Consider the following 24,824-nt stretch of genomic DNA (forward strand, 5'->3'; position numbering starts at 1 on the left):
ATGACGAATGTTAACGATATAGGTTTGTTAAACAAAACCCGGGGTGATAAGGTCATCTGGGCTATTGTGGTCGTATTGGCCCTGGTGTCAATGCTGGCGGTGTATAGTTCTACCGGATTACTTGCATATAAGCATAACCGCGGAAACACCGAGGTGTACCTGTTCAAACAGGTAGTTACTACCATCATGGGCCTGGCGATCATCTATTTTTCACACCGGGTGAATTATACCTTGTACTCAAGGGTAGCGCGGATCTTATTCATGATCTCGATACCCTTGTTGGTATATACCTTGTTCTTTGGCGTTGAATTAAACCAGGGTAGCCGCTGGATCCGGTTACCTATCATTAATCTCACGTTTCAAACTTCCGATCTCGCCAAGCTGGCGCTCTTCATGTTCCTGAGCCGCCTGCTGAGCAAAAAACAGGAAGTGATCAAGGATTTCAAAAAGGGATATATCCCTGTGATCATACCCATAGCTGTCGTTTGTATTTTGATAGCCCCGGCCAACCTGTCAACCGCATTGCTGATAGCTGCTACCAGCATGTTGTTATTATTTATAGGCAGGGCAAGCACCAAACACCTGTTACTGACGATTGGGATAGCCGCCATTCCGGTAGCGATACTGGTAATGATAGCTGTAGCTTTTTATGATAAGAAAGAAGAGAAATGCGCAGAGCTGCCTTTCTTTTTGCAAACCGCACGTATCCCAACCTGGATAAGCCGCGTGCAAAACTTTATTTACGACAGCAAACAGGTTGATAAAGATGAGAACTATCAGATCAATCAGGCAAAGATCGCCATTGCAAAAGGCGGTTTGCTGGGGTTAGGTCCGGGTAATAGTGAAACGCGGAACTTTTTACCGCACCCGTATTCAGATTTCATTTTTGCCATCATCATTGAAGAGTATGGACTGGCGGGAGGCTGTTTTCTCTTATTTGTATACCTGCTGTTCCTGTTGAGGAGTATCAGGATCTTTAAAAAATGCCCTTATGCTTTTGGGGCATTTCTGGCGTTGGGGTTAAGCTTCACGCTGGTGATACAGGCCCTCATCAACATGGCGGTAACGGTTAACCTGTTTCCGGTAACGGGCGTTACATTGCCGCTGGTAAGTATGGGTGGCAGCTCGTTCATGTTCACCTGCCTGGCCATTGGCATCATCTTAAGTGTGGCCCGTAATGTAGAACAGCTCGAAGCGCCGGCCACACCAAAAGCAACCGGTGAAGCAAAAGAGAAAAAGAAAGCTGCTGCTGATGAGGAAGAAGCCGGGATGGAGGAAGAAGAAACACCGGTGAAAGCCAAAAAGGAAAAAGCGGTGAAGAAAGTAAAAGCCACCGAGGCAGAAAAAGCAGAAATGGCCGGGAAAGCGGAGAAAGCAGACAAAGCGGAAAGAAGTAAGGCATTGAAACCGTTGACCGATATAGCGATGAATGATCTGGAGCAAGGCAAGTAAGCTTTCAAAAAAAATGCACAATGAGCGAGTCACCAAATATATCAACAGGCTCACATTACCCCCCCACCGGGGTGGCCAGGGGTGGCCGGATAATCATAGCAGGAGGAGGAACGGGCGGACATATTTTTCCGGCGGTGGCCATTGCACATGCATTGCGTAAACTGGAACCATCTGTTGAGATCCTGTTTGTAGGGGCCAAAGGAAAAATGGAAATGGAAAAAGTGCCGCAGGCAGGATATAATATTATAGGGTTAGACATCGCCGGTTTTAACAGAAGTTCTTTGATAAAGAATATCGGTTTGCCATTTAAACTCATAAAAAGTTTCTGGCAGGTTCGAAGCATTCTTAAAACATTTCAACCCGATGCGGTGATAGGTGTGGGTGGTTATTCAACCTATCCGGTATTGCGCTCGGCGCAGGCAAAGGGAATACCCACATTTATACACGAGGCCAATTCATTTGCCGGTAAAGCAAACATGATGCTGGGTAGAAATGCCACCAGGATCTTTGTGGCAACCGATGGCATGGAAAAGTTTTTTCCGGCCGGCAAGATCATGATCACCGGCAACCCGGTACGGCAGAACATTGTAAACAATACCATCAGCCGTTCAGAAGGCATTCAGTTCTTTGGGTTGGATGCATCTAAGAAAACGGTATTTGTTACCGGCGGTAGTTTGGGCGCGAAAGGAATAAACGAAGCGATAGATGCCAACATAAATGCATTCATACAGAATGACGTGCAGCTGATATGGCAAACCGGTAAACTGTATGCTGAAAAAGCCAGCGCAAGGGCGGCGGAGAACCGGAACATCTGGGCCAACAGTTTCATTACACAAATGGAATATGCTTATGCGGCCGCAGACATTGTGATCTCGAGAGCAGGCGCCATGTCGGTAGCTGAATTATGTGTAGCGAAAAAACCTGTAGTGTTTGTGCCCTTTCCGTTTGCCGCAGAAGATCATCAGACTGCCAATGCACAAAACCTGGTGAACAAACAGGCCGGCTTATTGATAAAAGACAGCGAGGCAAGGGAAAAACTGGTTCCAACCGTAATTGCCCTAGCCCGTGATGAGGACCAGCAAAAGATGCTGCGGGAGAATATTGGGGAATTAGCGGTTACCGATGCAGATGAAGTGGTTGCGAGGGAAGTGTTGAGATTGATTAGTTAACGAGTTGACTGGTTAACGAGTTAACAAGTTAAGGCTGGTTGAAAAGTTGATATTGTTGCCGTTTGCCGTTTCACGATTCACGAATAAAGAAAATGATCGATATAAAAGACATACAAAGAGTTTATTTCATAGGGATCGGTGGTATAGGAATGAGTGCACTGGCCCGCTACTTCAAATTTCATGGAAAGGAAGTGAGCGGTTACGACAAAACCGAAACCCCGCTTACAAAACAGTTGGTAAACGAAGGTATTCCGGTACACTATGAAGACGATCTGGCATTGGCGCCGAAAGATGCACAATTGATAGTGTATACGCCGGCAGTGCCGAAGGGACATACCGGGCTGGCCTTTTACCAGCAAAACAACTACCCGTTGTTGAAACGAAGTGAAGTGCTGGGGGCTATAACAAGAAGTTCTTTTAATATCTGTGTGGCCGGAACGCATGGCAAAACAACCATCACTACCATGGTAGCGCACATTTTGCGCCACAGCGAATATGGTTGTAATGCTTTCCTCGGTGGCATTGCTGTGAACTATAACAGTAATTACTGGAGCCATGAGAACGATACCTGTGTGGTAGAAGCCGACGAATACGATCGCAGCTTTTTACGGTTAACCCCTGATGTGGCAGTGATCAGTGCAATGGATCCCGATCATCTGGACATTTACGGAACACCCGGCGCTATGGAAGACGCGTTCATTGAGTTTGCCGGTAAAATAAAACCAGGCGGAACGTTGATCAGCAAGTTTGGTTTGCCAAGAGGGAAGGAACTGAAAGCACCGAACCATTTTACCTACCATTTGCAAAATACCCAGGCTGATATTTATGCCTGTAATATTCAGATGCAGCATGGTACATATGTATTCGATGTGCAGGTGAAAGAGTGGAAGCTGGCAAACGTGGTGTTGAACATGGGCGGCTTACACAATATAGAAAACGTAATAGCTGCTATAGCTATTGCCCACCGCCTTGGAATTGATGATGAAAAAATTAAAGCGGCGGTAGAAGCATTCAGGGGAGTGAGACGCCGGTTCGAATATGTTATAAAAACTCCTCCCACAGCAGGGGAGGCCGGGAAGGGGCTTACGTTTGTTGATGATTACGCCCATCACCCCGAAGAGTTGCGCGCTTTGATAACCGGGGCCAGAGGATTGTTCGGAAGCATGAAGTGTACCGTGGTATTTCAGCCACACCTTTTCACCCGGACAAGAGACCTGGCAGATGAGTTCGCCGAAGTGCTCGATATGGCCGATGAGGTAGTGCTGTTGCCCATATATCCGGCAAGGGAATTACCGATAGAAGGTGTCACCAGCAGCATCATACTCGACAAAATGAAGAACCCGAACAAACAGGTATTGACTAAAGAGCAGTTGGTGCAATGGATTAAGGAGGTGAAAGACCCATCAACAAAAAGCGGCAATGGCTGGTTATTGATCACAGCCGGCGCCGGTGATATCGATACGCTGGTTTTACCGGTTAAACAGATCATTGAGAAATAGAATAAGTGCAGAATAAGTGCAGGCACCTGCAGGTGCTACGTAAAAGTAGTTGTACCCATAGGTGCCGGCAGGAACATAAGATCACATGAAAAAGAAAAGCGCTGTCAGAAGATTGATACTGGTGACTTTCTGGTTGTGTATAGCAGCCGGCACTATGGTATTGCTGGTAGCGGCGATGAATTCACAAAGCAACAAAACCTGTAAAGGGTATGCGATAAGGATAAAAGGCAAGGTTGACCAGTGGTTCCTTGATAAAAAAGATATCGCATCGTTGCTGGTAGTACAGGGAGGGGTGCAGGGAAAACCCATAAAAAGTTTCGACCTGCGCACAATGGAAAACCAGCTCAGGAACAATGTGTGGGTGAAAGATGCGGAACTGTACTTCGATAACAGCCGCATATTACAGGTGCAGGTTGAAGAGCGAATGCCCGTGGCCCGGTTATTTACGGTAACAGGCAACAGCTTTTACATCGATAGCAGTGGCGAAAAATTACCGTTGTCAGATAAGTTCTCGGCCCGTTTGCCCGTGTTTACCGGTTTTCGTTCGGAGAAGGATAAACTAAACGGAGCAGATAGTGTGTTGATGCGGGATATAATAAATATCAGCGATTACCTGGTACACGATGATTTCTGGATGGCACAGGTTTCGCAAATAGATATCCAGCCCGATCGTTCATTTGAGATTATCCCCGTGGTAGGCAACCATATAATACAGTTTGGTGACGGTACCGATTACGAGAAGAAGTTCAAAAGGTTGCTGTTGTTTTATCAGCAGGTGTTGAGCAGGACCGGAATGGATGTATACCAGAAGCTGAACGTACGATACGCACGACAGGTAATAGCGGTGAAGTAAGAACATTGTAAGAGCAGAAAAAATGATTGAATAATATAGAGCAACGCCCCCTCAATACAACAACTAAAAACAGGATAGTTATGCAACACGAACAACAACCCATTATTGTCGGACTGGATATCGGTACGACAAAAATTGCCGCGATTGCCGGCCGAAAGAATGAATTCGGCAAGCTGGAGATCATTGGCTTTGGCCGGGCCAACTCCAACGGTGTTAAGCACGGGCAGGTGCTTAATATCGATGAAACCATCAAGGCCATTAACATGGCGCTTGAGAACTGCTTCGCATCAAATCCGGGTTTGGAGATAAATGAAGTTTATGTAGGTATTGCAGGCCATCATATAAAAAGCCTGCAAACCCGTGGCGACATCGTGCGTCAGCAAACCGACGATGAGATCTCGCAACGTGAGATCGATCAGTTGATCTCTGATCAGTATAAAACATACATTCCTGCAGGTGATCAGATCATCGATGTGATACCCCAGGAGTTTACAGTTGATAATTTTCAAAATATTCCTAACCCAATTGGCTATGGTGGCGTGAAAATTGGTGCTAATTTCCACATCATCACCGGCGACAAGAATGCCATCCGGAATATAACCCGTGCAGTAGAAAAAAGCGGTTTGAAAACAAAGGACCTGGTATTACAACCACTCGCCTCTGCTTCAGCCGTAATGGGAACAGAAGACCTGGAAGCAGGTGTAGCCATTGTTGACATTGGTGGTGGTACTACCGACCTCGCTGTATTTTATGAAGGTATCTTAAAACATACCGCTGTTATACCTTTCGGTGGTGAGAATATAACCAACGATATCAAAACCGGTTTGGGTGTTTTGAAAACACAGGCTGAGCAAATGAAAGTGCAGTTCGGAAGCGCACTGGCAAATGAAGCCCGCAGCAATGCCTTCATTACCATTCCGGGTTTGCGCGGTATGCCGGCCAAAGAGATCAGTGTAAAGAACCTGGCCAACATCATACAGGCACGTATGAGTGAGATCATGGATTTTGTTACCTATCACCTGAAGCAGGTAGGTTTGGATAGCCGGATGCTCAATGGTGGTATCGTATTGACTGGCGGCGGTTCTCAATTAAAACACCTCATTCAGTTGACAGAATATGTAACCGGACTGAACGCCCGCATTGGTTACCCTACCGAGCACCTGGCAGCAGGGCATATTGAAGAATTGGCCCGCCCAACTTATTCAACCTGTATCGGTCTTATTTTAAAAGGCTACAGCGATTACGAACATCAACGCAAGCAGTTCGAGAATCAGTTCAGGAAATTCGAGATCCCCGAAAATCTGCGTAAAAATGCAGCCATCGAAGAAGAAGAAATGATCGACGAAGATGAACTGCAGGCAGAAAAAGTAAGGAACCGCAAAGGCATCAAGGATTTCTGGGGCAAGTTCAAAGATGGTATCATCGAACTGTTCAAGGAAGAAGAAGACCACGCATTATAAAAACACAAGGCCCTGAACTCCCCCTCCAACGGGAGCGCTTGTCCCGACTTGTGGGGAGGACAGGGGAGGCCACAAGTAACAGGAATTGATAACAGACCGCGTACATTCAACCTATTGAAAAAGAAAATCCGGGGAATATGAAAAATGCCGGCATGGCATTGACGCTGTTGCGCAGTAACATAAATCGATACCATGCAAATTTGTAAACTAACCCGTTATTCTTAATCTGGTCTCAACAGCGAGTGAGGGTAGGCTGGTGGGGCTGTTAAACAGTAAGCTATGATTCATTTTGATTTACCGAAGGAGAAATCATCTATCATCAAAGTAATTGGTGTGGGTGGCGGCGGTAGCAATGCGGTTAACCACATGTATAGCCAGCAAATTGAGGGTGTTAACTTTATTATTTGTAATACCGATGCCCAGGCTATTTCACAAAGCCAGGTGCCTAATAAAGTGCAGTTGGGACCCCACCTTACACAGGGATTGGGAGCAGGAGCAAATCCTGAAATAGGTAAACAGGCTACGGAAGAAAGCCTTGAAGAAATTAAGCGCATTTTGGAAGTGAATACCAAAATGGCATTTATCACTGCAGGCATGGGCGGCGGAACCGGAACCGGTGGCGCCCCAATTATTGCCAAAATATGTAAAGATCTTGACATACTTACTGTTGGTATCGTAACTACACCATTTTCATACGAGGGTAAGAAACGTCAGTTGCAGGCTGAATATGGAATAAAAGAACTGAAACAGTCTGTTGATACATTGCTGGTGATCAGCAACGATAAACTGCGTCACCAGTTTGGTAACCTGAAAATGAAGGAAGCTTTCTCGAAAGCTGATAATGTGTTGGCTACGGCTGCCAAATGTATTACAGATGTAATTAATAGTACCGGCCAGATCAACGTTGACTTTGCCGATGTGTGCACCGTTATGCGTAACGGCGGCGTGGCTATCCTTGGCAGCGCAGCCTGCAACGGGGAAGACCGTGCATTGCGTACGATCGAAGAAGCGTTGAACTCGCCATTGCTGAATGATAACGATATCCGTGGCGCAAAATGGATCTTAATTAATATCAATTCAGCCGAAGGGGAATATGAGTTCACAATGGATGAAGTAGAGATCATTCAGAACTACCTGTTAGATCAGGCCGGTGAAGGTACCGATGTAATTCTCGGTATGGGCTACGATGATTCGCTGGGCGACAAACTGGGTATTACCCTTATTGCCACCGGCTTTGAACATAAAGACCCTTTCAAGAAAGCGGCGGCGCCAAAAGCCGAACCAAAGAAAGACGATAAGATCATTCTTACTTTGGGAGCCAACGATAAAGCTAAAAAGGAACAACCGGTTGCTGAGAAAAAAGAGGAAAAAAACGAACCGGACATCAAGCCGGAACTGGCGCCCAAGCTGGTTGATAATGAGAACACGGCAGGACCGGTAGCGCTCGAACTTTTTACGAATGAGGATGCTGGTAAAAATACTGTGGATAAAAACGGCGCGCCGGAAAAAATTGAATGGGTACTTTCGCAGCCATCCGACCCCATCCAAAATTCCTCTATAAAACAGCAGCAGCAACAACAACATCCACAAAAGAATCAAAATAATTCTTCGGTGTCTGCAGCATCCGGAGGATACTTGGCCAAGCCCGCCAATATTTATGCAGAACCAAAAAAAGAGGAATCCAAACCAGAAAATTCGCCTATGAAGGAACCAGTTAAAAATACCAATGCAAACCCACTCCAGGAAGATGATCCTTCCAATGAGTTGCATCTGGTATTCAAAGATGATATTCCAGCGGCGGATGAGCCTGGGGCCCATCATTCTCAACCCCCTGTTAGTAACGGCAACATTTCTGTTGAGGACCTGGCTATGCTAGACGAAGCAGAAGAACAAAAACGCCGTGCAGCTGAACGAATTCAGAAATTGCGCAACCTTTCGTTCAATATTAACGGAGCTGACCCTAACAACGAGTTTGAAACTGTGCCGGCATACATCCGCCGCAATTTGGAACTGTACAATACGATTTCAAGCGTCGAGAACTTCTACAGCAAGTATGAAGTGAAGGCCGACGAAAATAATAATGGTCAGATTTCCACGCTGAACACGTTTTTAGATGGAAAAAAACCTGATTGATAATTGTTGTTTAGATCCTGTCCCACCCAGTGTGCTACCTGTTTGTATTGAGAGTAAAGGTTCATTGAACAGGAGTTCCGGGTTAAATCGATTGTTTTAACACAGCGATTGTTGTTTTTAGTTGTAGTCCCCCCGACTAATCGGGGGGATTTTCTTTTAATGAAAAATGCTAAATGAGGAACAGAGAAATGAGAAAGGAAATACAGAAATATTGAATGTCGAATGTTGAATAATAAATGTAGAAGTAGAGAAAGACGGTTGATAAGTTAACAGGATAACAGGTTGACAAGGTTGATAGAGGTGATGGAGTTAATAAGGTTGATAGTGGTTTAAAACCAGCAATTTGTAGTGTTGTATTCGATTTCAGCTGTATTCGCTTGCAGCTTGCGGCTTGAAGCTTGAAGCGTGCAGCTGTATTTGTATTCGCTTGCAGCTTGCGGCTTGAAGCTTGCAGCTGTATTTCTCCTACCTTTGTACCATGGCAACCATACTAATCACCGGCGGTACAGGTACCATCGGCAAAGCTTTGAGCAAATTCCTTACCGGTCAGCAGCACCAGGTAATCATTCTTACGCGCAGCCTTCAACGCAGCGGAACAGGTACACCCGGTGTATCATATGCCGCCTGGGATCCGGCCCAAAAGTCCATCGACATCGATGCATTGCAAAAAGCCGATTATATCATTAATCTCGCAGGCGCCGGCGTGGCCGATAAACGCTGGACGAAAAAACGCAAAAAGGAAATTGTTGACAGCCGGGTGCAAAGCGGTGAGTTGCTGGTAAAAGCGTTGCAGGAAAACACCAATAAAGTTAAAGCGGTGATAAGTAGTTCGGGTATCGGCTTTTATGGCGATGATAAAAAGCGAAGCACTTCACAACCTTATTTTAAAGAAAGCGATCCCCCCAGTGATGATTTTTTAGGCGATACCTGTGTAAAATGGGAGAATGCCATAAAACCTGTAACTGCATTGAACAAACGCCTGGTGATTTTCCGTACTGGTATAGTATTAAGCAACGATGGCGGTGCTTTTACTGAATTTAAAAAACCAATACGTGCCGGCATAGCGCCTATTTTCGGCAGCGGCGACCAGGTAACCAGCTGGATCCATATCGACGATGTTTGCCGCATGTTCCTGTATGCCATCGCCAATGAAAGTATAAAGGGCGAATACAACGTGGTAGCCCCTCAACCCGTCACCAACAGGAACCTTATGCTTACGCTGGCCAAAAAAATAAAAGGCCGCTTTCACATTCCCATCTATGTTCCTTCATTTATGCTCAAACTGATCCTCGGCGAACTCAGCATCGAGATCCTGAAAAGCGCAAAGGTCAGTTGCCACAAGATCACCGACAGCGGGTTCCAGTTTGTATTTCCTACGCTGGAAGTGGCAGTGGATGATCTGCTGAAAAAATAATTACAGATCGTCGGTCGTGAATTTTTTAACGGAAAAAAACAAATACGCAGCCAGGTAGATCAGCGCCATAATGAATATGGCCGTATAGTTAGGCGGCGTGGCAATCAGTTTATTCATTATCTGTTGAATTCTCGGAAAAGGTACCAGCATATCGGTTGTTTCGAGCGGTAAGTACCGGCCGGAATAATTGGCGTACTTGTTCAATAGCAATACAATGATCTGTTCCAGCACCAGCGCATAGGAAAAGAAAACGCCAATGGCCAATCCCCCCCTTTTAAACAATACGGCCATCACTACGGCAACCATTATATAGCTCATAGCCTGCAGCAGGTATAACCAGATATAGGAAAAGCCATCGAAGCTGAACGAATTGGTGCCTTCCATAAAACCATACAGCGTGGCGGCCATAAACACGACTACTGTCGATAGCAATGACAACAACGCCGCCATCATGATCTTGGCTACGATAAATTGTTGCCGCGTCCAACCATCGATAACATTCTGCCGATGGGTTTTAAAACTATACTCGTTGGTAATGGTAATGATCATGATGAGGCCGGGAATAAACAACAGGAAACTACTGATATTGGCCGTTGTTTGCCATACCGTAGGAAAAGAGTAGGGCGTGCCCAACACCATTTCTGCAATGCCTTTGGCCTGTTTCGACTGGTAGATAGATTCCTGGATGCGAAAGGCAATGTAATTGGCGCCGAAAATAGTGGCTACATAAAGGCATAACAGGATCCAGAACGCACGGTAGTTCTTTACCTTCATCCATTCTATTGCTAATAGCTGGCCCATACTAGTTATTGTTTTGAGTAAGTTCAAAGAATTTGGTTTCAAGGCTTTTTTTCCTGAGCCGCAGGTGATTAAGCGTAATGCCTTTGTCGAAACAAAAGCGGTTCAACGCTTCAAGGTGGGCGGTACCTGCAGAAAACGCAACATCTACATGTTGCCCTTTCATGTGTACCCCTTTTACACCGGGATATTGTTCAAGAATGGTATGCAGTTGCTGCAGATCGGTGGCGCCCGTTTCAACAATATCTTCCGTAACCAGTATTTCATCTACATGACCGTGGGTGAGCAGGGTGCCCTTTTGCAGAACGGCCACATGCGTACAAACTTTCTCCACTTCATCGAGCAGGTGGCTGGCCATGATAATGGTTTTGCCTTCTTTGCTTAATTTTTTTATCAGTTCCCTGATCTCCACAATACCCACGGGATCGAGGCCATTGGTTGGTTCGTCGAAAACGAGTACATCAGGATCGCCAAGGAGGCTGCTGGCAATGGCCAGCCGTTGTTTCATTCCCAATGAATAGGTACTGAATTTCGAGAACCTGCGTTGCTCGAGATTCACCAGTTGCAATACTTTATCGATATCGGCTTTCCCGCGCTGTTTTATGGCGGCTGCTATCGTAAGGTTCTGCACCGCATTGAGGTAATGATAGAAATTGGGAGTTTCAAGCAAGGTGCCTATCTGCTGCCGCTGCACATGGGTAGGCGCCTGATCGAATAATTTATAGGAACCCGAAGTGGCGCGTAATACATCGAGGATAATGCCCAGCAGGGTCGTTTTGCCACTGCCGTTAGGGCCTAAGATACCGAAAACCGATCCTTTGGGAACGGAAAATGAAACGCCTTTTAACGCCTCGATGGGGCCGTAATTCTTGTACAGATTTTCAACGGTAAGAATAGCCATGTTTACCCGGTTTAGCTGGTGATTGAGCAACAAAAAAATAAAATACAACAAGTTTGTCGCTGCGGTGAGCCAAATATTACCAGCGGCAGGCAGGAAAAATAAACAAAGGAGTTTATCAGGTAACCGGTGGGCGGTGTTTTTGGTGGTACAGGCTGCTGAATTCGCCTACAACCGCCTTTCCATTAGTAAAGAACAGCTTATGCAGCTTTAATGCTTCAATTTCACTGGCCATCACTTTGCGGTGAACCGGGTTCATGGTGCCGCCGGCACCGCCTGCTTTGGCATTGGGATCGTATTGAAAGGGCGGGTCAACAATGGTACCGCGGGGATACATGATACCCGGCGTAGACTTTCCTCTTATATCAAGTACCTCGGGGTGAAGCAGCCCTAGGGTATGCCCATACTCATGGGCGGCGGTGGTGGAAGTTTGTATGAGATTGTCGAGTTTGAAGTAACCGGTATTACAGCCGATACCATCTACAAAAGAAATATTGCCGGCCGCAAAGGCTTCAATGCGAAAGAAATTATATCGCGGGTTATCGTTGTACCATACTTTTTCGGGGTCGAGGCTGGGTTCGTAAATACCATCAATTTCAAAGTGCACGTTGTACATTTCGCCGTTGATCTTTATACTGGCTTTGGGTTCGTTCCAGTGTTTGCCGATATCATTGGCTATTTGAATGGAAAGTTCTTTGGTAGCCGCATCACCGTAAATGACGATCACTGAATGGATGACCAGTTGATTGGTGATGGTATGTAATTCGGCTTCCCCCATTTTGAATACCGCTTAAGGCTGAACGCTCAACGCTTAACGCTGCCTCGCGTAATGGATGCTGACCAACTAAATGCGAACATCCCGAAGTTCGGGGGTAAGCCTTTAGCATTCAGCCTTCAGCGTTTTGCATATTGTAATTTAAAGAAAAAGGCGCCCCGATGGTCCGGAGCGCCATAGTTTTCTCATGTGACGCCTGATTATCAATTGCGGACAGGCTTTCCGCCTTTCAAAACACTTTGGATCCTTTCCAGGGTTTTCTTCTCACCACACAGTGATAAGAATGCCTCCCGCTCGAGGTCCAGTAAATATTGTTCAGATACCAGCGTAGGTTCGCTCAAATCGCCGCCGCACATAACGTAGGCTAACTTTTTAGCAACTACTACATCATGATCGGTAGCATAAGCTGCGCGCCACATGCCATTGATACCGGCATATAAAGCGCCCAGTGCCGAACGGCCCAATACTTTGATATCGGTTCGTTGTACGGGTGTAACATAACCGCTGTCAAAAAGTTCGATCACGCTCTTTTTGGCTTCAGCAATACGGCGGCCCTGGTTCAGCACTATTTCATCTTTCCCTTTGCGGAAGATGCCCAGTTCAAAACCTTCATGGGCTGAAGTAGCGACTTTGGCCGTGGCTATGGTAAGAAATCGGTTTTTAAGTGTAATAGTATCCGGTTCGTCCTCATGCATTTCATCTGCGGCGCGTAAAACAAATTCTTTTGTGCCGCCGCCACCGGGTATAAGTCCAACCCCCAGTTCAACCAAACCAATATAGGTTTCTGCAGCAGAACAAACTTTATCGGAATGCAGGCTTAATTCGCAGGCACCGCCCAGCGTAAGGGCATGTGGTGCAACTACTACAGGAATGGCAGAATAGCGCGCACGCATCATGGTGTTCTGGAACATGCGAATGGCCATGTCGAGCTCATCATATTCCTGTTCTATTGCAAGCATAAAGATCATGCCTACATTGGCGCCAGCGCTAAAATTTGCGCTATCATTTGCAATTACTACACCTTTATAATTATCTTCTGCTTTTGCAACAGCTGTTTGTATGCCTTCCAGTACTTCGCCGCCAATGCTTCCCATTTTCGTATACCACTCCAGGCCCAGTACATCATCGCCCAAATGATAGAGCCGGCAGGCGCTGTTTTTCCATACGGTCTGGTTCTCAAAATTCTTCATCACAATAAATGCATCGCCGCCCGGCAATGATTTATATGATCTGGAAGCTACATCATAATATAAACGTTTGCCATTCTCAACCTTGTAGAATGTTTTTGCACCGGCTTCCAGCATCTCGTTTATCCAGGGGGCAACGGCATAACCGGCAGCTTTCATTTTTTGCACCGTACTTTCCACGCCCAGTACATCCCAGCTTTCAAAGGCGCCGATCTCCCAGCCAAAGCCGGCCATCATGGCATCGTCTACCCGGTATATTTCATCAGAGATCTCGGGAATACGGTGTGAGATATACGAAAACAGGCCGTAGTGAAAATGACGGTAAAAATCTCCTGCTTTATCAGTGCCGCTGCACAAAGCTTTCAACCTTGTTTTAAGATCATCGATGGGTTTGGCAGCTTCCACTGTCGCAAACTTTGCTTTGGCGCGCGGTTTATATTCAAAGGTTTTGAAGTCAAGGGAATAAATTTCCTTCCCGGCCCCCTCCAAACCTCCTCCGCCAGCTGGCGGAGAGGCTTTCAAAGTCTTTTTGAAAAAGCCTTGTTTTGTTTTATCGCCCAACTGGTTGTTGGCTACCATTTTTTCAAGCCAGGCCGGTATTACAAATATATCGCGTTGCTCGTCGTTAGGGCAATTATCATAAACGCCCTTCGCCACTTTCACCAGCGTATCGATCCCTACCACATCGGCAGTTCTGAAGGTGGCCGATTTCGGGCGGCCGATGATCGGGCCTGTCAATGCATCTATTTCATCAACAGTGAGGCCCATTTTATCAACCAGGCCAAAAATGGCCATGATGCCATAAACACCAATACGGTTGGCAATAAATGCCGGGGTGTCTTTACACAACACAGTGGTTTTACCCAAGTACAGGTCACCATATTGCATCAGGAAATCAACCACCGCCGCATCGGTATGTGGTGTTGGAATAATTTCAAGTAATCGTAAGTAACGGGGTGGATTGAAAAAGTGCGTTCCGCAGAAGTGTTTTTTAAAATCATCGCTTCTGCCTTCCGCCATCAGGTGAATAGGAATGCCCGATGTATTTGAGGTAATAAGCGTACCGGGTTTGCGGTACTTTTCTACTTCTGTAAAAATTTGTTGTTTTATGTCAAGCCGTTCAACAACTACCTCTATGATCCAGTCGTAACCGGAGATCTCTTTCAGGTTATCGGTAAAGTTGCCGGTGGTGATCTTCTTCACCACATCTTTAGTGTAAACAGGAGAAGGATTACTTTTTAAAGCAGCCTGGAGGGCGTCATTGACCAGCTTATTGCGGGCAGCTTTGTTATCACTTTCCACTGCCTCCTTAGGCACCATGTCTAATAACAACACCTGAACCCCAATACCGGCAAAATGGCATGCAATACGGGAGCCCATAACTCCACTGCCCAAAACAGCTACTTTTTTAATGATTCGTTTACTCATAAAAAAATAGTTAGCTAAACAACTATTTTCAAAGATAGGATAAAATCCGCACCTGCCAAGAGCTTTTTATAAATTAGCTTGTTAATGAGCCTCCGGGTTTATACCGATATTTATATAAGTTGCTGGCTCTCCGTTAAAAACTGTTATAAAGTATGCGTAACAGCGCCATTCAAATATTTTCCGCGGCTGTGCGGGCAGTACAACCGCAGTATCTTTTGCGCAAGTATATGCGCCGGGAGCCTGGCGGACTGCGCTTAGGCGAACAGTTTTTCAACCAGCAGGATATTAACAAAGTATATATTATAGGTGCGGGCAAGGCCAGTGCCGCCATGGCACGCGAAGCGGAGCTCATTCTGGGCAACCGTATCGATGCCGGTATCATTGTTACCAAATACGAACATGCTTTTCCGCTCAAAACCATCGAATGTATTGAGGCGGGCCACCCGGTGCCCGATGAAAATAGCCTGCTGGGCGGCCGGGAAATTATCAGGCTGCTAAAAAATGCGGGTGAGAAGGATGTAGTGATCGCCCTCATCAGCGGCGGTGCTTCGGCATTGATGATCGATTGTCCGCCCGGCATATTGCTGCCCGAACTGCAAATTGTTTTCAACCGGTTACTCGAATGCGGGGCTACCATTGAAGAAATGAATATTGTGCGTAAACATTTATCGGCCGGTATCAAAGGCGGGCAGTTGTTGCGTACGGCTGCACCGGCAACCGTCATCAGTTTTATTTTAAGCGATGTTATTGGCGACCCGCTCGATATTATTGCCAGTGGGCCCACCGTGGCCGACCCTTCTACATTTGCCGGTGCCTGGGAAATTCTGCGCAAATATCAATTGCCCGATAAACTACCGGTAAGTATCATTCGATGGCTGCAGCTGGGCATGAATAAACAGATTACCGAAACCCCAAAACCCGGCGACCCGCTTTTTGATAAAAGTTTTAATTACCTCATTGGCTCCAATCGCATCGCACTCGGGGCGGCGGCTTCCATGGCGCGGGGCCTGCAATACCAACCAGTTATTATTACCAATGTGCTGAAAGGTGAAGCGCGCGATAAGGCAAAGGAACTGGTATCGCAGATCCAACAATACGATGGTATAAGACCGGCCTGTTTGTTATTGGGCGGCGAAACAACCGTAACCATCAGGGGTACGGGTAAAGGGGGCCGTAACCAGGAGTTTGCCCTTGCAGCACTGGTGGAATTACAAAAACTGTATTCAATAGACGAAGAAAATAGGCCGGTCATCCTTTGCGCCGGAACCGATGGTACCGACGGACCAACGGATGCCGCCGGTGCGGTGGCCGATGGCCTGGTGGCAGCACTCGCTGCCAAACGGAAACTAACACCTGAAAACTATCTTGCACAAAACGATTCCTGGAACTTCTTTCATCAAACGGGCGGACTGGTGATAACCGGTCCCACGCATACGAATGTGATGGATATTATTGTAGTGTTGATACCATAAGAAGACCTGTAAGGCCCGCCATTTGAGCCTGCCCTTGCAGTTGACCTTAGCGCACCTTACAGGTCTGGCCAGTTAATTATTTAAGGTCAGCGGCTAACGAAACGGCGCTCCAGTCGAGCTCAGGGCCTTTCTTTTCAATCAATTGTTGCATATGCTGCTGCAGCAGGCTGGCCAGCGGCATATTTTGTTGCACCTGTTGCGCCTGTGATAAAACCAGGTTAACATCTTTCAATCCTAATTGCATATTGAATGCAGGCGGCGTAAACTGTTTGTTTACGATGATGTTGCCGTAATTGGTATAAATAGGGGAGTTGAAAATGGTTTGCGTAAAGAACGACCACATTTTTTGTGTATCTATATTGCTTTTGGCAGCCATGGATACGCTTTCGCCAATGGCTTCCATGGCGGCGGCTATCATAAAATTACCACAGAGTTTAACCGTATTGGCAGCGGTAATGTCGTCGCCAAATTCCCAAACGCCGGCGCCGCCCGCATCTTTCAACAGTTGTTCGAACCGCTGGCGGTGTGCCGCATCACCCGATATTACAAAGTTCAGCTTACTGGCACGGGCAGCCTCAGGGCGGCCAAATACCGGGGCCGACAGGTAATGTGAACCTTTTTGTGTATGTTGTTTTGAAAGTTCTTCAGCGGTAAGCGGCAGAATGGTGCTCATTGAAATATGAACGCTGCCGGGTTGCATGTTCTGGATCAACCCATCGGGGCCTTCGCTGATACTTTTTAATGCCTTGTCGTCAGATACCATGGTAATGATGACATCACAGGCTTCGGTTAATTCCTTTACATTGGCACAGGCCGTGGCGCCCTTATCGGTCAATGCTTTTGTTTTGGCGGCGGTGCGGTTGTAAACGAATAGCGGGTTTCCTTTTTCAAGAATGTTTTCGGCTATGGGTGTGCCGAGGTTACCTAGTCCAATGAATCCTATTTTCATATATTATGTTTTAAAACGCAAAAAGGTGAGCCGCTTTGGAAGGCGGCCCACCTTTTGCACCTTCGTAAAAATATATTAACTCACTGAAGAGCCATTGTCAATAGCATCGACGGGATTGATAAAATGCAGTTTGCCTGCTTTATCGTCTGCCATCAGGATCATTCCATTGCTTTCAATACCGCGCATTTTTCGGGGCGCCAGGTTGGCTACCACCACTACCTGTTTGCCGGTAATGTCTTCCGGTTTAAAATGTTCGGCAATGCCCGAAACAATAGTGCGCGTTTCAAAACCCAGGTCAACCTGCAACTTCAACAATTTATCGGCTTTTGGCACTTTTTCGGCAGCAACGATAGTTCCAACCCGCAGATCGAGTTTGGCAAAATCATCGTACTGAATGGTTTCTTTTACCGCTTTAGGTTCAGCATGGGCAACAGCGGCTGCTTCGCCCGATTTGCTCTCTGCCTCGGGCTTCGCTGCTTCAGCTGGTTTAACCAATCCGGCTTTTAATTTGGCTACCTGCGCTGCTACCACGTCATTCTCAATTTTTGTGAACAACAATTCAGGCGCCCGTAAACTATAACCAACGCTTAGCAATTTTGTTTTACCGGCGTTCTCCCATTCAAGCATTTTTTCTACCACCTTCATCTTATGCAACATTTTTTTTGCAGTTTCAGGCAGGAAGGGATGCATTAATATCGCCAGGTTGGCGGTCAGCTGTAAGCAAATATGCAAACAGTTATCGATCAGTTTCTGATTATCGGGGTTCTCGGCTAATGTTTTGGCAACGATCCACGGTTCTTTCTTCTGCATGTACTTATTTCCTTTATCGGAAAGTTGCATAACCTCGAACAGGGCATCTCTGAATTTGAATTCCTCAAGCGCTGTTTCCACTTTCTGTTTTGCTACTGCAAATTCTTCCAGCATAGCTTTATCGGCTTCATCCATTACCTCGGCATGTAACGGCGGTACTTTACCACCGCATAATTTGTGCATGAGCACAAAAGCCCGGTTTTCGAAGTTGCCGAAATTATTAACCAGTTCGCTATTGATCCTGGTTTGAAAATCAGCCCAGGTAAAATCATTGTCCTTTGTCTCAGGGGCGTTTGCACACAACACATAGCGCAACATATCGGCCCCACCCGGAAAATCCTTTATGTATTCATGTACCCATACGGCCCAGTTACGGCTGGTACTTACTTTATCGCCTTCAATATTCAGGAACTCATTGGCCGGCACATTTTCGGGCAATACAAAACCGCCGTGCGCTTTTAACATCGCCGGGAAAATGATACAGTGGAAAACGATATTATCCTTACCAATAAAGTGCACCAGTTTGGTGTCGTCCTTGCACCAGTAATCGTCCCATTGTTCGGTAAGTTCTTTGGTAGCGGAAATATAACCGATAGGGGCATCGAACCAAACGTACAGCACTTTGCCTTCGGTATCGGGCAGGGGAACTTTTACGCCCCAACTGCTGTCGCGGGTCATGGCGCGACTTTGCAAACCGCTGTCGAGCCAGCTTTTACACTGTCCATATACGTTGTTCTTCCATTCGGTATGGCCTTCGAGGATCCAGCCTTTCAGCCATTCTTCGTAGTTCTGCAGCGGAAAATACCAGTGTTTGGTTTTGCGTTTAACCGGCACCGCATCGCTGAGCGTGCTGCGCGGGTTTATCAGTTGCTCGGGGCTTAATGTAGAACCGCATCGCTCGCACTGATCGCCGTAGGCATTTGGGTTGCTGCACACCGGGCAGGTACCGGTAATGTACCTGTCGGCCAGAAACGTATTGGTTTTTTCATCATAGAACTGTTCCGTTTCTTTTTCCTCGAACAGGCCATCGTCGTACAGCTTTTTGAAAAAGGCGGCGGCAGTTTCATGATGCACCTGGTTGCTGGTGCGGGAATAGATATCGAAAGAAATACCCATTTGATCGAAGCTTTCTTTGATCAGGGCATGGTATTTATCTACAATTTGTTGCGGACTAACGCCTTCTTTCATGGCGCGGATGGTAATGGGAACGCCATGCTCATCACTGCCGCCAATAAATTTGATATCTCTTTTTTGCGCCCGTTGGTAACGCACATAAATATCAGCCGGTAAATAGCAGCCTGCCAGGTGACCGATATGCACCGGACCATTGGCGTACGGCAGGGCCGCTGTAACTAAATAGCGCTTAAAATTGCTCATTTGATCGTCTTTTGTATTTCTTATCGTCGTCCCTTGCGACACTTCCTTGTGCAGCATATCGCTACGCAGCCCAAAGGGTTGAAAGGATGGATTGCAAAAATAACTATTCTGGGGGAGGGGATGAAATCGGGTAATTGACGGGGCAAAGTGTGTGGAAATGCAAAAAGTCCCGTCCGGGATCTCTGGCAAAGATGGAGGACCGGGGAGCGGCAATCGACTTATTCCAAAATTGTAATGCGCCTGTTGTTACAAATGGAAAACCGGTTTATAAACCAGTGATAAATCAATTGGCATAAGCAACCGTATAGGTTATCGTTGCCTCTATACTATTGACGTATGGGAAGTTTAAAAAGGTTGGGGGAAAGAGGAGATTTATAAGGTTCACCACAATAAGACACTGATAATGACCCGGACAGCCGCAAAAAAAGCAACGAACATCACTTCATTGTTGATTTCAGCACCGGTCTTTTTGCGAACGAGTAACTGGTATCCGGTCCAGCCGCCACAGCGCAATGACCATAAACAATGCCTGCATTACGCGAACTGCCATGTAATAAAAGTAATTTTTTTATGTTTTGGCGGAATAAACTTTACGGTATATTTAAAAATCATATTTAATACATGAACCGTAAGCATTTTTTGTCCTCGTTCCTGTTGCCCGGTTTGCCTTTTCCTGGTTTTAGCGCGCTCGCTAATGAAGGGGAGAACGAATCGCCGGCGCCTGTGCTGCCGCGCTATCTTAAACCCGGTGATACTATTGGCATTACCTGTCCGGCCGGTTTTATCACCCTGCCCGAAATACAACCCGCCATGGTGCAAATGGTGGAGTGGGGATTCAATATCAGGGTGGGCGATACCGTAGGAATGAGGGATTGTACTTTTGGGGGAACCGATGAGGAGCGCGCGAAAGATCTTCAGCAAATGATCGACGACCCTAAGGTAAAAGCCATTATGTGCGCCCGCGGCGGGTATGGGTTTGTGCGCATTATCGATAAACTGAATTTCACCAAACTGGCCGCCCATCCCAAATGGATCATCGGCTTTAGCGATATCACGGTATTACACTGCCACCTGAACCGGAATTTCGGTATCGCTTCCATTCATTCAAAAATGTGCAATAGTTTCCCGGATGACTGGAACAAAGCCGAGCCCATTCAAATAGAAACCATTCTTTCGATAAAACAGGCATTGACCGGTGAAAAAATGAAATATACGGTGCCCGTTAACCCGCTGAATAAACCGGGTAAGGCCGAAGGCGTACTTATCGGTGGTAACCTTAAAATTATAGAAACGCTGGCCGGAACAAGATCAGAGCTGCGCACCACCAACAAAATACTGTTTGTTGAGGATACGGGTGAATACCTGTATAGTATCGACCGCATGTTCTGGAACCTGAAAAGGACCGGAAAGCTGGAGAAACTGGCCGCACTGATCGTTGGCGGCTTTAAGGTAAAACCCGATGACCCCGGAGAAGAGTTCGGCCGTTCGGTACAGGATATTGTGCTGGAAAAGGTAAAAGACTATAACTATCCCGTTTGTTTCGATTTTCCTATTGGTCATCAACGGAACAATTTTGCATTAAAATGCGGGGTAGTGCACCGGCTCACCGTTACAGGTGAACAAGTAATGCTTCGGGAAATTTGACGGTTTTATGGTTTACTTAAATTTGCGTCATCGTTTTAATAATTTGGCATTGGGTCTTACAAATAATCAATAATGGTAAAAATTCCTCCCTATTTACAGCCTGGTAACACCATTGCATTGGTTTGTCCATCGGGATATATGGCAATAGAGAAAGCGCAAACATGTATCGATGTATTACAGCAATGGGGCTATAAGGTAAAGGTGGGCACTACGGTAGGCAGCCATTCTGCCACGTATTTTTCAGGTACCGATGAAGAACGCCTGATCAATTTTCAGCAGATCCTCGATGATGAGGAAGTGCATGCGGTTTTGTGCGCCCGCGGAGGATACGGGTTAAGCCGCATCATCGATCATATCAGTTTCAAAAAATTTAAAAAGCAACCCAAATGGGTGATCGGCTTTAGCGATATAACGGTGCTGCATTCACATATTTATTCCAATTATGGCATAGCCACTTTACATTCACCTATGGCCGGTGCGTTTAATGATGGCGGTTTCAATAACGAATATGTGCTGTCACTTAAAAATGCGCTCGAAGGAAAACGAATAAAATATGAATGCGCCGCCCATGAGTTCAATAAAAAAGGAGAAGCCGTTGGCGAACTGGTGGGCGGTAACCTCGCCCTGCTGGCGCACATGGTAGGTACACCTTCCGACATTAAAACAAAAGGCCGGATCCTGTTCCTCGAAGATGTGGGGGAATACCTGTATAATATCGACCGCATGATGCGGCAGTTGCAGCGAAGCGGTAAACTCAGTAAACTGGCCGGACTGATCATTGGTGGTTTCAGCGATACAAAAGATACCGAGCGGCCATTTGGACAAACCGCCTATGAAATAATTCATGATATAGTGAAGGAATACGATTACCCCGTTTGTTTTGGTTTCCCGGTAAGTCATGAAAAAGAGAATTATGCCTTGAAGGTGGGGGAAGGGTATAAGTTGAAGGTGGGGAAGGGGAAGGTGATGCTGGAGGAGTAGGTTGGAGTTGACTGGGAGTTGACTGGGAGTTGAAAGGTTGATAGAGTTGATACAGGTGATAAAGGGTTCCTGCGCGGCAGGCTTATTAATTGCCGGCCCGTTCTCTGATATAAAGCCAATCCTGTTATATGAATCTTTTTGGACACTGTATTTGCTTGCGTTTAGCGCGTATATTGCTTTAGGCTTACAGCTGTATTTGTATTCGCTTGCAGCTTATTGCTGTATTTGTATTCGCTTGCAGCTTACAGCTGTATTTGTATTCGCTTGCAGCTTGTAGCTTGCAGCTTGCAGCTGTATTTGTATTCGCTTGTAGCTGTATTTATTTCCTCGTTCCACGCCGCTTGTTCAGGTATGATAATCAAAGCAGCACTTGTTCCACATGCCGGTTTCACGTTAGCTGAAACCCGCTTCCAGACTGAGGTTTCACGTCTGTTAACAATTTGGTAATATGCCTTTTCTTGTACGTATGATTGCTTCCGTTATAACTTTGGGTAACCAAAGAAAGAAATATGAAAGTAGAAGAACACAGTAGCCTTTGGAGTGCCATTCAACAGTTTCCCCTCGATGACCCGAACGCAGAAATTAACTTCTCCCGGAAATTATCTGCAAAGCAACGCTGGTCACCTTCCTACACAGCACAGGTCATTGAGGAATACCGGAAATTTCTCTTCTTATGTTGTATCTCTCCAAACGGCGCATCACCATCACAGGCTGTAGACGAAGCCTGGCATTTACACCTCACTTACACACAATCCTACTGGACCGATCTGTGTAAGAATACACTCAAAAAAGACGTTCACCACCATCCATCGCGGGGAGGGGATGAGGAAGATCACAAACACCGCGATTGGTATGCCGAAACGCTTTCGCTTTACCAGTCGGTTTTTGAATCGCCGCCACCCGAAGACATCTGGCCCCCACCTTTACAACCAAAATCTCCAATAGAAGAACCGGTTCCGATCATCCGAAACACTGTTATCGCGCTCATTGTAGTATTGCTGTTGTTTCCCTTCCTCCTCATTTATTATCAACACGGCGTTTTCTTTCCTTTCTCACTCACCGGCAAACAGTTTATAGGTTTTCTTCCGCTCCTCGCAGTAAGCAGTATCCTCTGTCATATGCTCATCCAGAACGAAAAGTTCAAACATTTTCCTGCACTGGCAGATTCCTGGTTTCCCGAAGAGGCCACGGCTTTTGAAATCGCCCGGTTCCTGTATGGTAGAAAAAGGGCAATGCAAACCGCGATCGTCGATCTCATCCGCAGGAACTTACTGGTGCTAACAACCGATAAGCTGTTCTTACTGTACCCCCACAGGTATGTAAAACCAGAAAATGAGCGGAACCCGCTGATCCCGGCGCTTCTTAAAGACGATCGAAGCAGCGTTACATATGATAGTATCATAGAGCAGTGGGGTAAGGATGTACCGGAAGAACATTCCACTTTGCAACAGTTGCATGAGCTCGCTAATCGCAAGGAATCGTTCTTTAAGAAGTACAACTTCCTGATCATCCCGTTTGCGATAGGAATAGCACGTTTCATACAGGGAGTGGCTAATTACAAACCCGTGAGCTACCTTTTCGTGGAAATAATGGTGCTGCTGCTGGTTACTTCACTGGTAGTGAAAGCGTTCTCAGGAAAAACAGCGATGTTCAAAAGAATAAGTGAAAAAGCAAAAACGAGGAATGAATTCGGGTGGTTGTATGACGACAAGGTGGTGGCAGACTTTGCGATGAAGGGCAATGATGCAATAAGCGGGTTTTCTGACGGAATTGTGTTGATAGGCCTTTTCGGAATGCTTCCGTTCTTTGACCGGACGGCGAACACTTTAACAAATTTCTGGGAAGACCTCGGCTATGGTGCTACATCAGATGGAGGTGAATGCGGAAGCAGTGGCGGAGGATGTAGCGGTGGCGGAAGTTGTGGCGGAAGTTGTGGCGGGGGATGTGGTGGATGTGGTTCGTAGTTTACAGTTCACAGTTCATTGTTCATAGTTCACTGTTCATAGTTCAGATTTTTTATGTTGCCAGAAGCCGTTGGTTTCTGGTTTGTCGTTTATAGAGGTATAAGGATCAGGTGATCAGATTTTTATTTTCATGAAAAATGAAGAACTCTTTAAACGAAAGGGTATCTGCTAACGGTAGTAAGGTAGGAAAATCGCGAGTCCACTCACCATTCACCATTGACCATTCACCAAAAAGCCACCGTCCTTCATTAAGGAACAGTGGCATACTTTAACCTAAACTTATAATTTACTCCTGTGACCTGTTTATAGTTAGAACTCCTGTTTTTGTTTTTGCAAATCGGCAATTGCCAGTAAATTCGGGCGGCGCATGACCAATTATTATCTCTGAAGTTGAGCGCCTTTCACGTTTGCCGTTTCAGGCTCACCCCAGCCACCCAGGCGGTAACGATGTGCATCAGAATAGGAAAGAATACAGCCTGTATTTTTACAAGGCGGGTAACTGATACCATCTACCACATGAGCGGGTGCAAAACGCATTATCCGTTGTTGCATAATTATATA

17 protein-coding genes are annotated in these 24,824 nt (G+C 46.2%); 11 read left to right on the forward strand and 6 right to left on the reverse strand.

The genetic code is table 11. The features are described 5' to 3' along the window. The 7 genes from A4R26_RS26750 to A4R26_RS26780 all read left to right on the forward strand — a co-directional run bounded on the left by A4R26_RS26750 (position 1) and on the right by A4R26_RS26780 (position 9,980). On the forward strand, positions 1-1,452 hold the full coding sequence (locus A4R26_RS26750; protein WP_081169584.1) for an FtsW/RodA/SpoVE family cell cycle protein: 1,452 nt from the start codon (positions 1-3) through the stop codon (positions 1,450-1,452). 20 nt (positions 1,453-1,472) lie between these two features. Then, a complete protein-coding gene (gene murG / locus A4R26_RS26755) occupies positions 1,473-2,621 on the forward strand; it encodes an undecaprenyldiphospho-muramoylpentapeptide beta-N-acetylglucosaminyltransferase (protein ID WP_081169585.1) in 1,149 nt (382 codons plus the stop codon). A gap of 92 nt (positions 2,622-2,713) precedes the next feature. Continuing rightward, complete coding sequence (gene murC, locus A4R26_RS26760) at positions 2,714-4,120, forward strand: UDP-N-acetylmuramate--L-alanine ligase (protein ID WP_081169586.1); 1,407 nt, start codon at positions 2,714-2,716, stop codon at positions 4,118-4,120. An 85-nt stretch (positions 4,121-4,205) separates the two neighbouring features. Beyond that, positions 4,206-4,973: a cell division protein FtsQ/DivIB gene (locus tag A4R26_RS26765; protein ID WP_081169587.1), complete on the forward strand. Its 768-nt coding sequence runs from the start codon at positions 4,206-4,208 to the stop codon at positions 4,971-4,973. Between the two features lie 80 nt (positions 4,974-5,053). After that, the gene (ftsA, locus tag A4R26_RS26770) at positions 5,054-6,433 is read left to right on the forward strand and encodes a cell division protein FtsA (protein WP_081169588.1); all 1,380 of its coding nucleotides are present in this window, start codon (positions 5,054-5,056) and stop codon (positions 6,431-6,433) included. Between the two features lie 279 nt (positions 6,434-6,712). Next, entirely contained in the window at positions 6,713-8,566 is a 1,854-nt protein-coding gene (gene ftsZ / locus A4R26_RS26775) for a cell division protein FtsZ (RefSeq protein WP_081169589.1), read from the forward strand. Positions 8,567-9,044: 478 nt separating this feature from the next. Further along, positions 9,045-9,980: a TIGR01777 family oxidoreductase gene (locus A4R26_RS26780; protein ID WP_081169590.1), complete on the forward strand. Its 936-nt coding sequence runs from the start codon at positions 9,045-9,047 to the stop codon at positions 9,978-9,980. Here A4R26_RS26780 and A4R26_RS26785 read toward each other — a convergent pair whose 3' ends face one another. From A4R26_RS26785 to A4R26_RS26800, 4 genes are all read right to left on the reverse strand, one after another. Further along, positions 9,981-10,781 (reverse strand): ABC transporter permease, encoded by an 801-nt coding sequence (locus A4R26_RS26785; protein WP_081169591.1) that lies wholly within the window; start codon positions 10,779-10,781, stop codon positions 9,981-9,983. Between the two features lies 1 nt (position 10,782). Next, positions 10,783-11,679: an ABC transporter ATP-binding protein gene (locus A4R26_RS26790; RefSeq protein WP_081169592.1), complete on the reverse strand. Its 897-nt coding sequence runs from the start codon at positions 11,677-11,679 to the stop codon at positions 10,783-10,785. Positions 11,680-11,794: 115 nt separating this feature from the next. Further along, a complete protein-coding gene (locus tag A4R26_RS26795; protein WP_081169593.1) occupies positions 11,795-12,454 on the reverse strand; it encodes a peptidase M10 in 660 nt (219 codons plus the stop codon). A 200-nt stretch (positions 12,455-12,654) separates the two neighbouring features. Beyond that, entirely contained in the window at positions 12,655-15,066 is a 2,412-nt protein-coding gene (locus tag A4R26_RS26800; protein ID WP_081169594.1) for a 3-hydroxyacyl-CoA dehydrogenase/enoyl-CoA hydratase family protein, read from the reverse strand. A 152-nt stretch (positions 15,067-15,218) separates the two neighbouring features. On the opposite strand from A4R26_RS26800, the gene A4R26_RS26805 reads away from it, so the two are divergent. After that, complete coding sequence (locus A4R26_RS26805) at positions 15,219-16,538, forward strand: glycerate kinase type-2 family protein (RefSeq protein ID WP_081169595.1); 1,320 nt, start codon at positions 15,219-15,221, stop codon at positions 16,536-16,538. 76 nt (positions 16,539-16,614) lie between these two features. Here the strand turns inward: A4R26_RS26805 and A4R26_RS26810 are convergent, their stop codons facing one another. Continuing rightward, on the reverse strand, positions 16,615-17,487 hold the full coding sequence (locus tag A4R26_RS26810) for an NAD(P)-dependent oxidoreductase (protein WP_081169596.1): 873 nt from the start codon (positions 17,485-17,487) through the stop codon (positions 16,615-16,617). Positions 17,488-17,562: 75 nt separating this feature from the next. Then, the gene (gene metG / locus A4R26_RS26815; RefSeq protein ID WP_081169597.1) at positions 17,563-19,674 is read right to left on the reverse strand and encodes a methionine--tRNA ligase; all 2,112 of its coding nucleotides are present in this window, start codon (positions 19,672-19,674) and stop codon (positions 17,563-17,565) included. 810 nt (positions 19,675-20,484) lie between these two features. On the opposite strand from metG, the gene A4R26_RS26820 reads away from it, so the two are divergent. The 3 genes from A4R26_RS26820 (at position 20,485) to A4R26_RS26830 (ending at position 24,263) form a co-directional block, all read left to right on the forward strand. After that, complete coding sequence (locus tag A4R26_RS26820; protein WP_439330562.1) at positions 20,485-21,318, forward strand: S66 peptidase family protein; 834 nt, start codon at positions 20,485-20,487, stop codon at positions 21,316-21,318. A gap of 72 nt (positions 21,319-21,390) precedes the next feature. Further along, the gene (locus A4R26_RS26825) at positions 21,391-22,299 is read left to right on the forward strand and encodes a S66 peptidase family protein (RefSeq protein ID WP_081169599.1); all 909 of its coding nucleotides are present in this window, start codon (positions 21,391-21,393) and stop codon (positions 22,297-22,299) included. 509 nt (positions 22,300-22,808) lie between these two features. Continuing rightward, positions 22,809-24,263 carry a glycine-rich domain-containing protein gene (locus A4R26_RS26830; protein WP_081169600.1) on the forward strand — a complete coding sequence of 485 codons (1,455 nt, stop codon included), beginning with the start codon at positions 22,809-22,811 and terminating at the stop codon, positions 24,261-24,263. Positions 24,264-24,824: the final 561 nt, after the last annotated feature.

Origin of the sequence: Niastella populi (genome assembly GCF_002078015.1) — a bacterium.
GTDB lineage: Bacteria > Bacteroidota > Bacteroidia > Chitinophagales > Chitinophagaceae > Niastella > Niastella populi.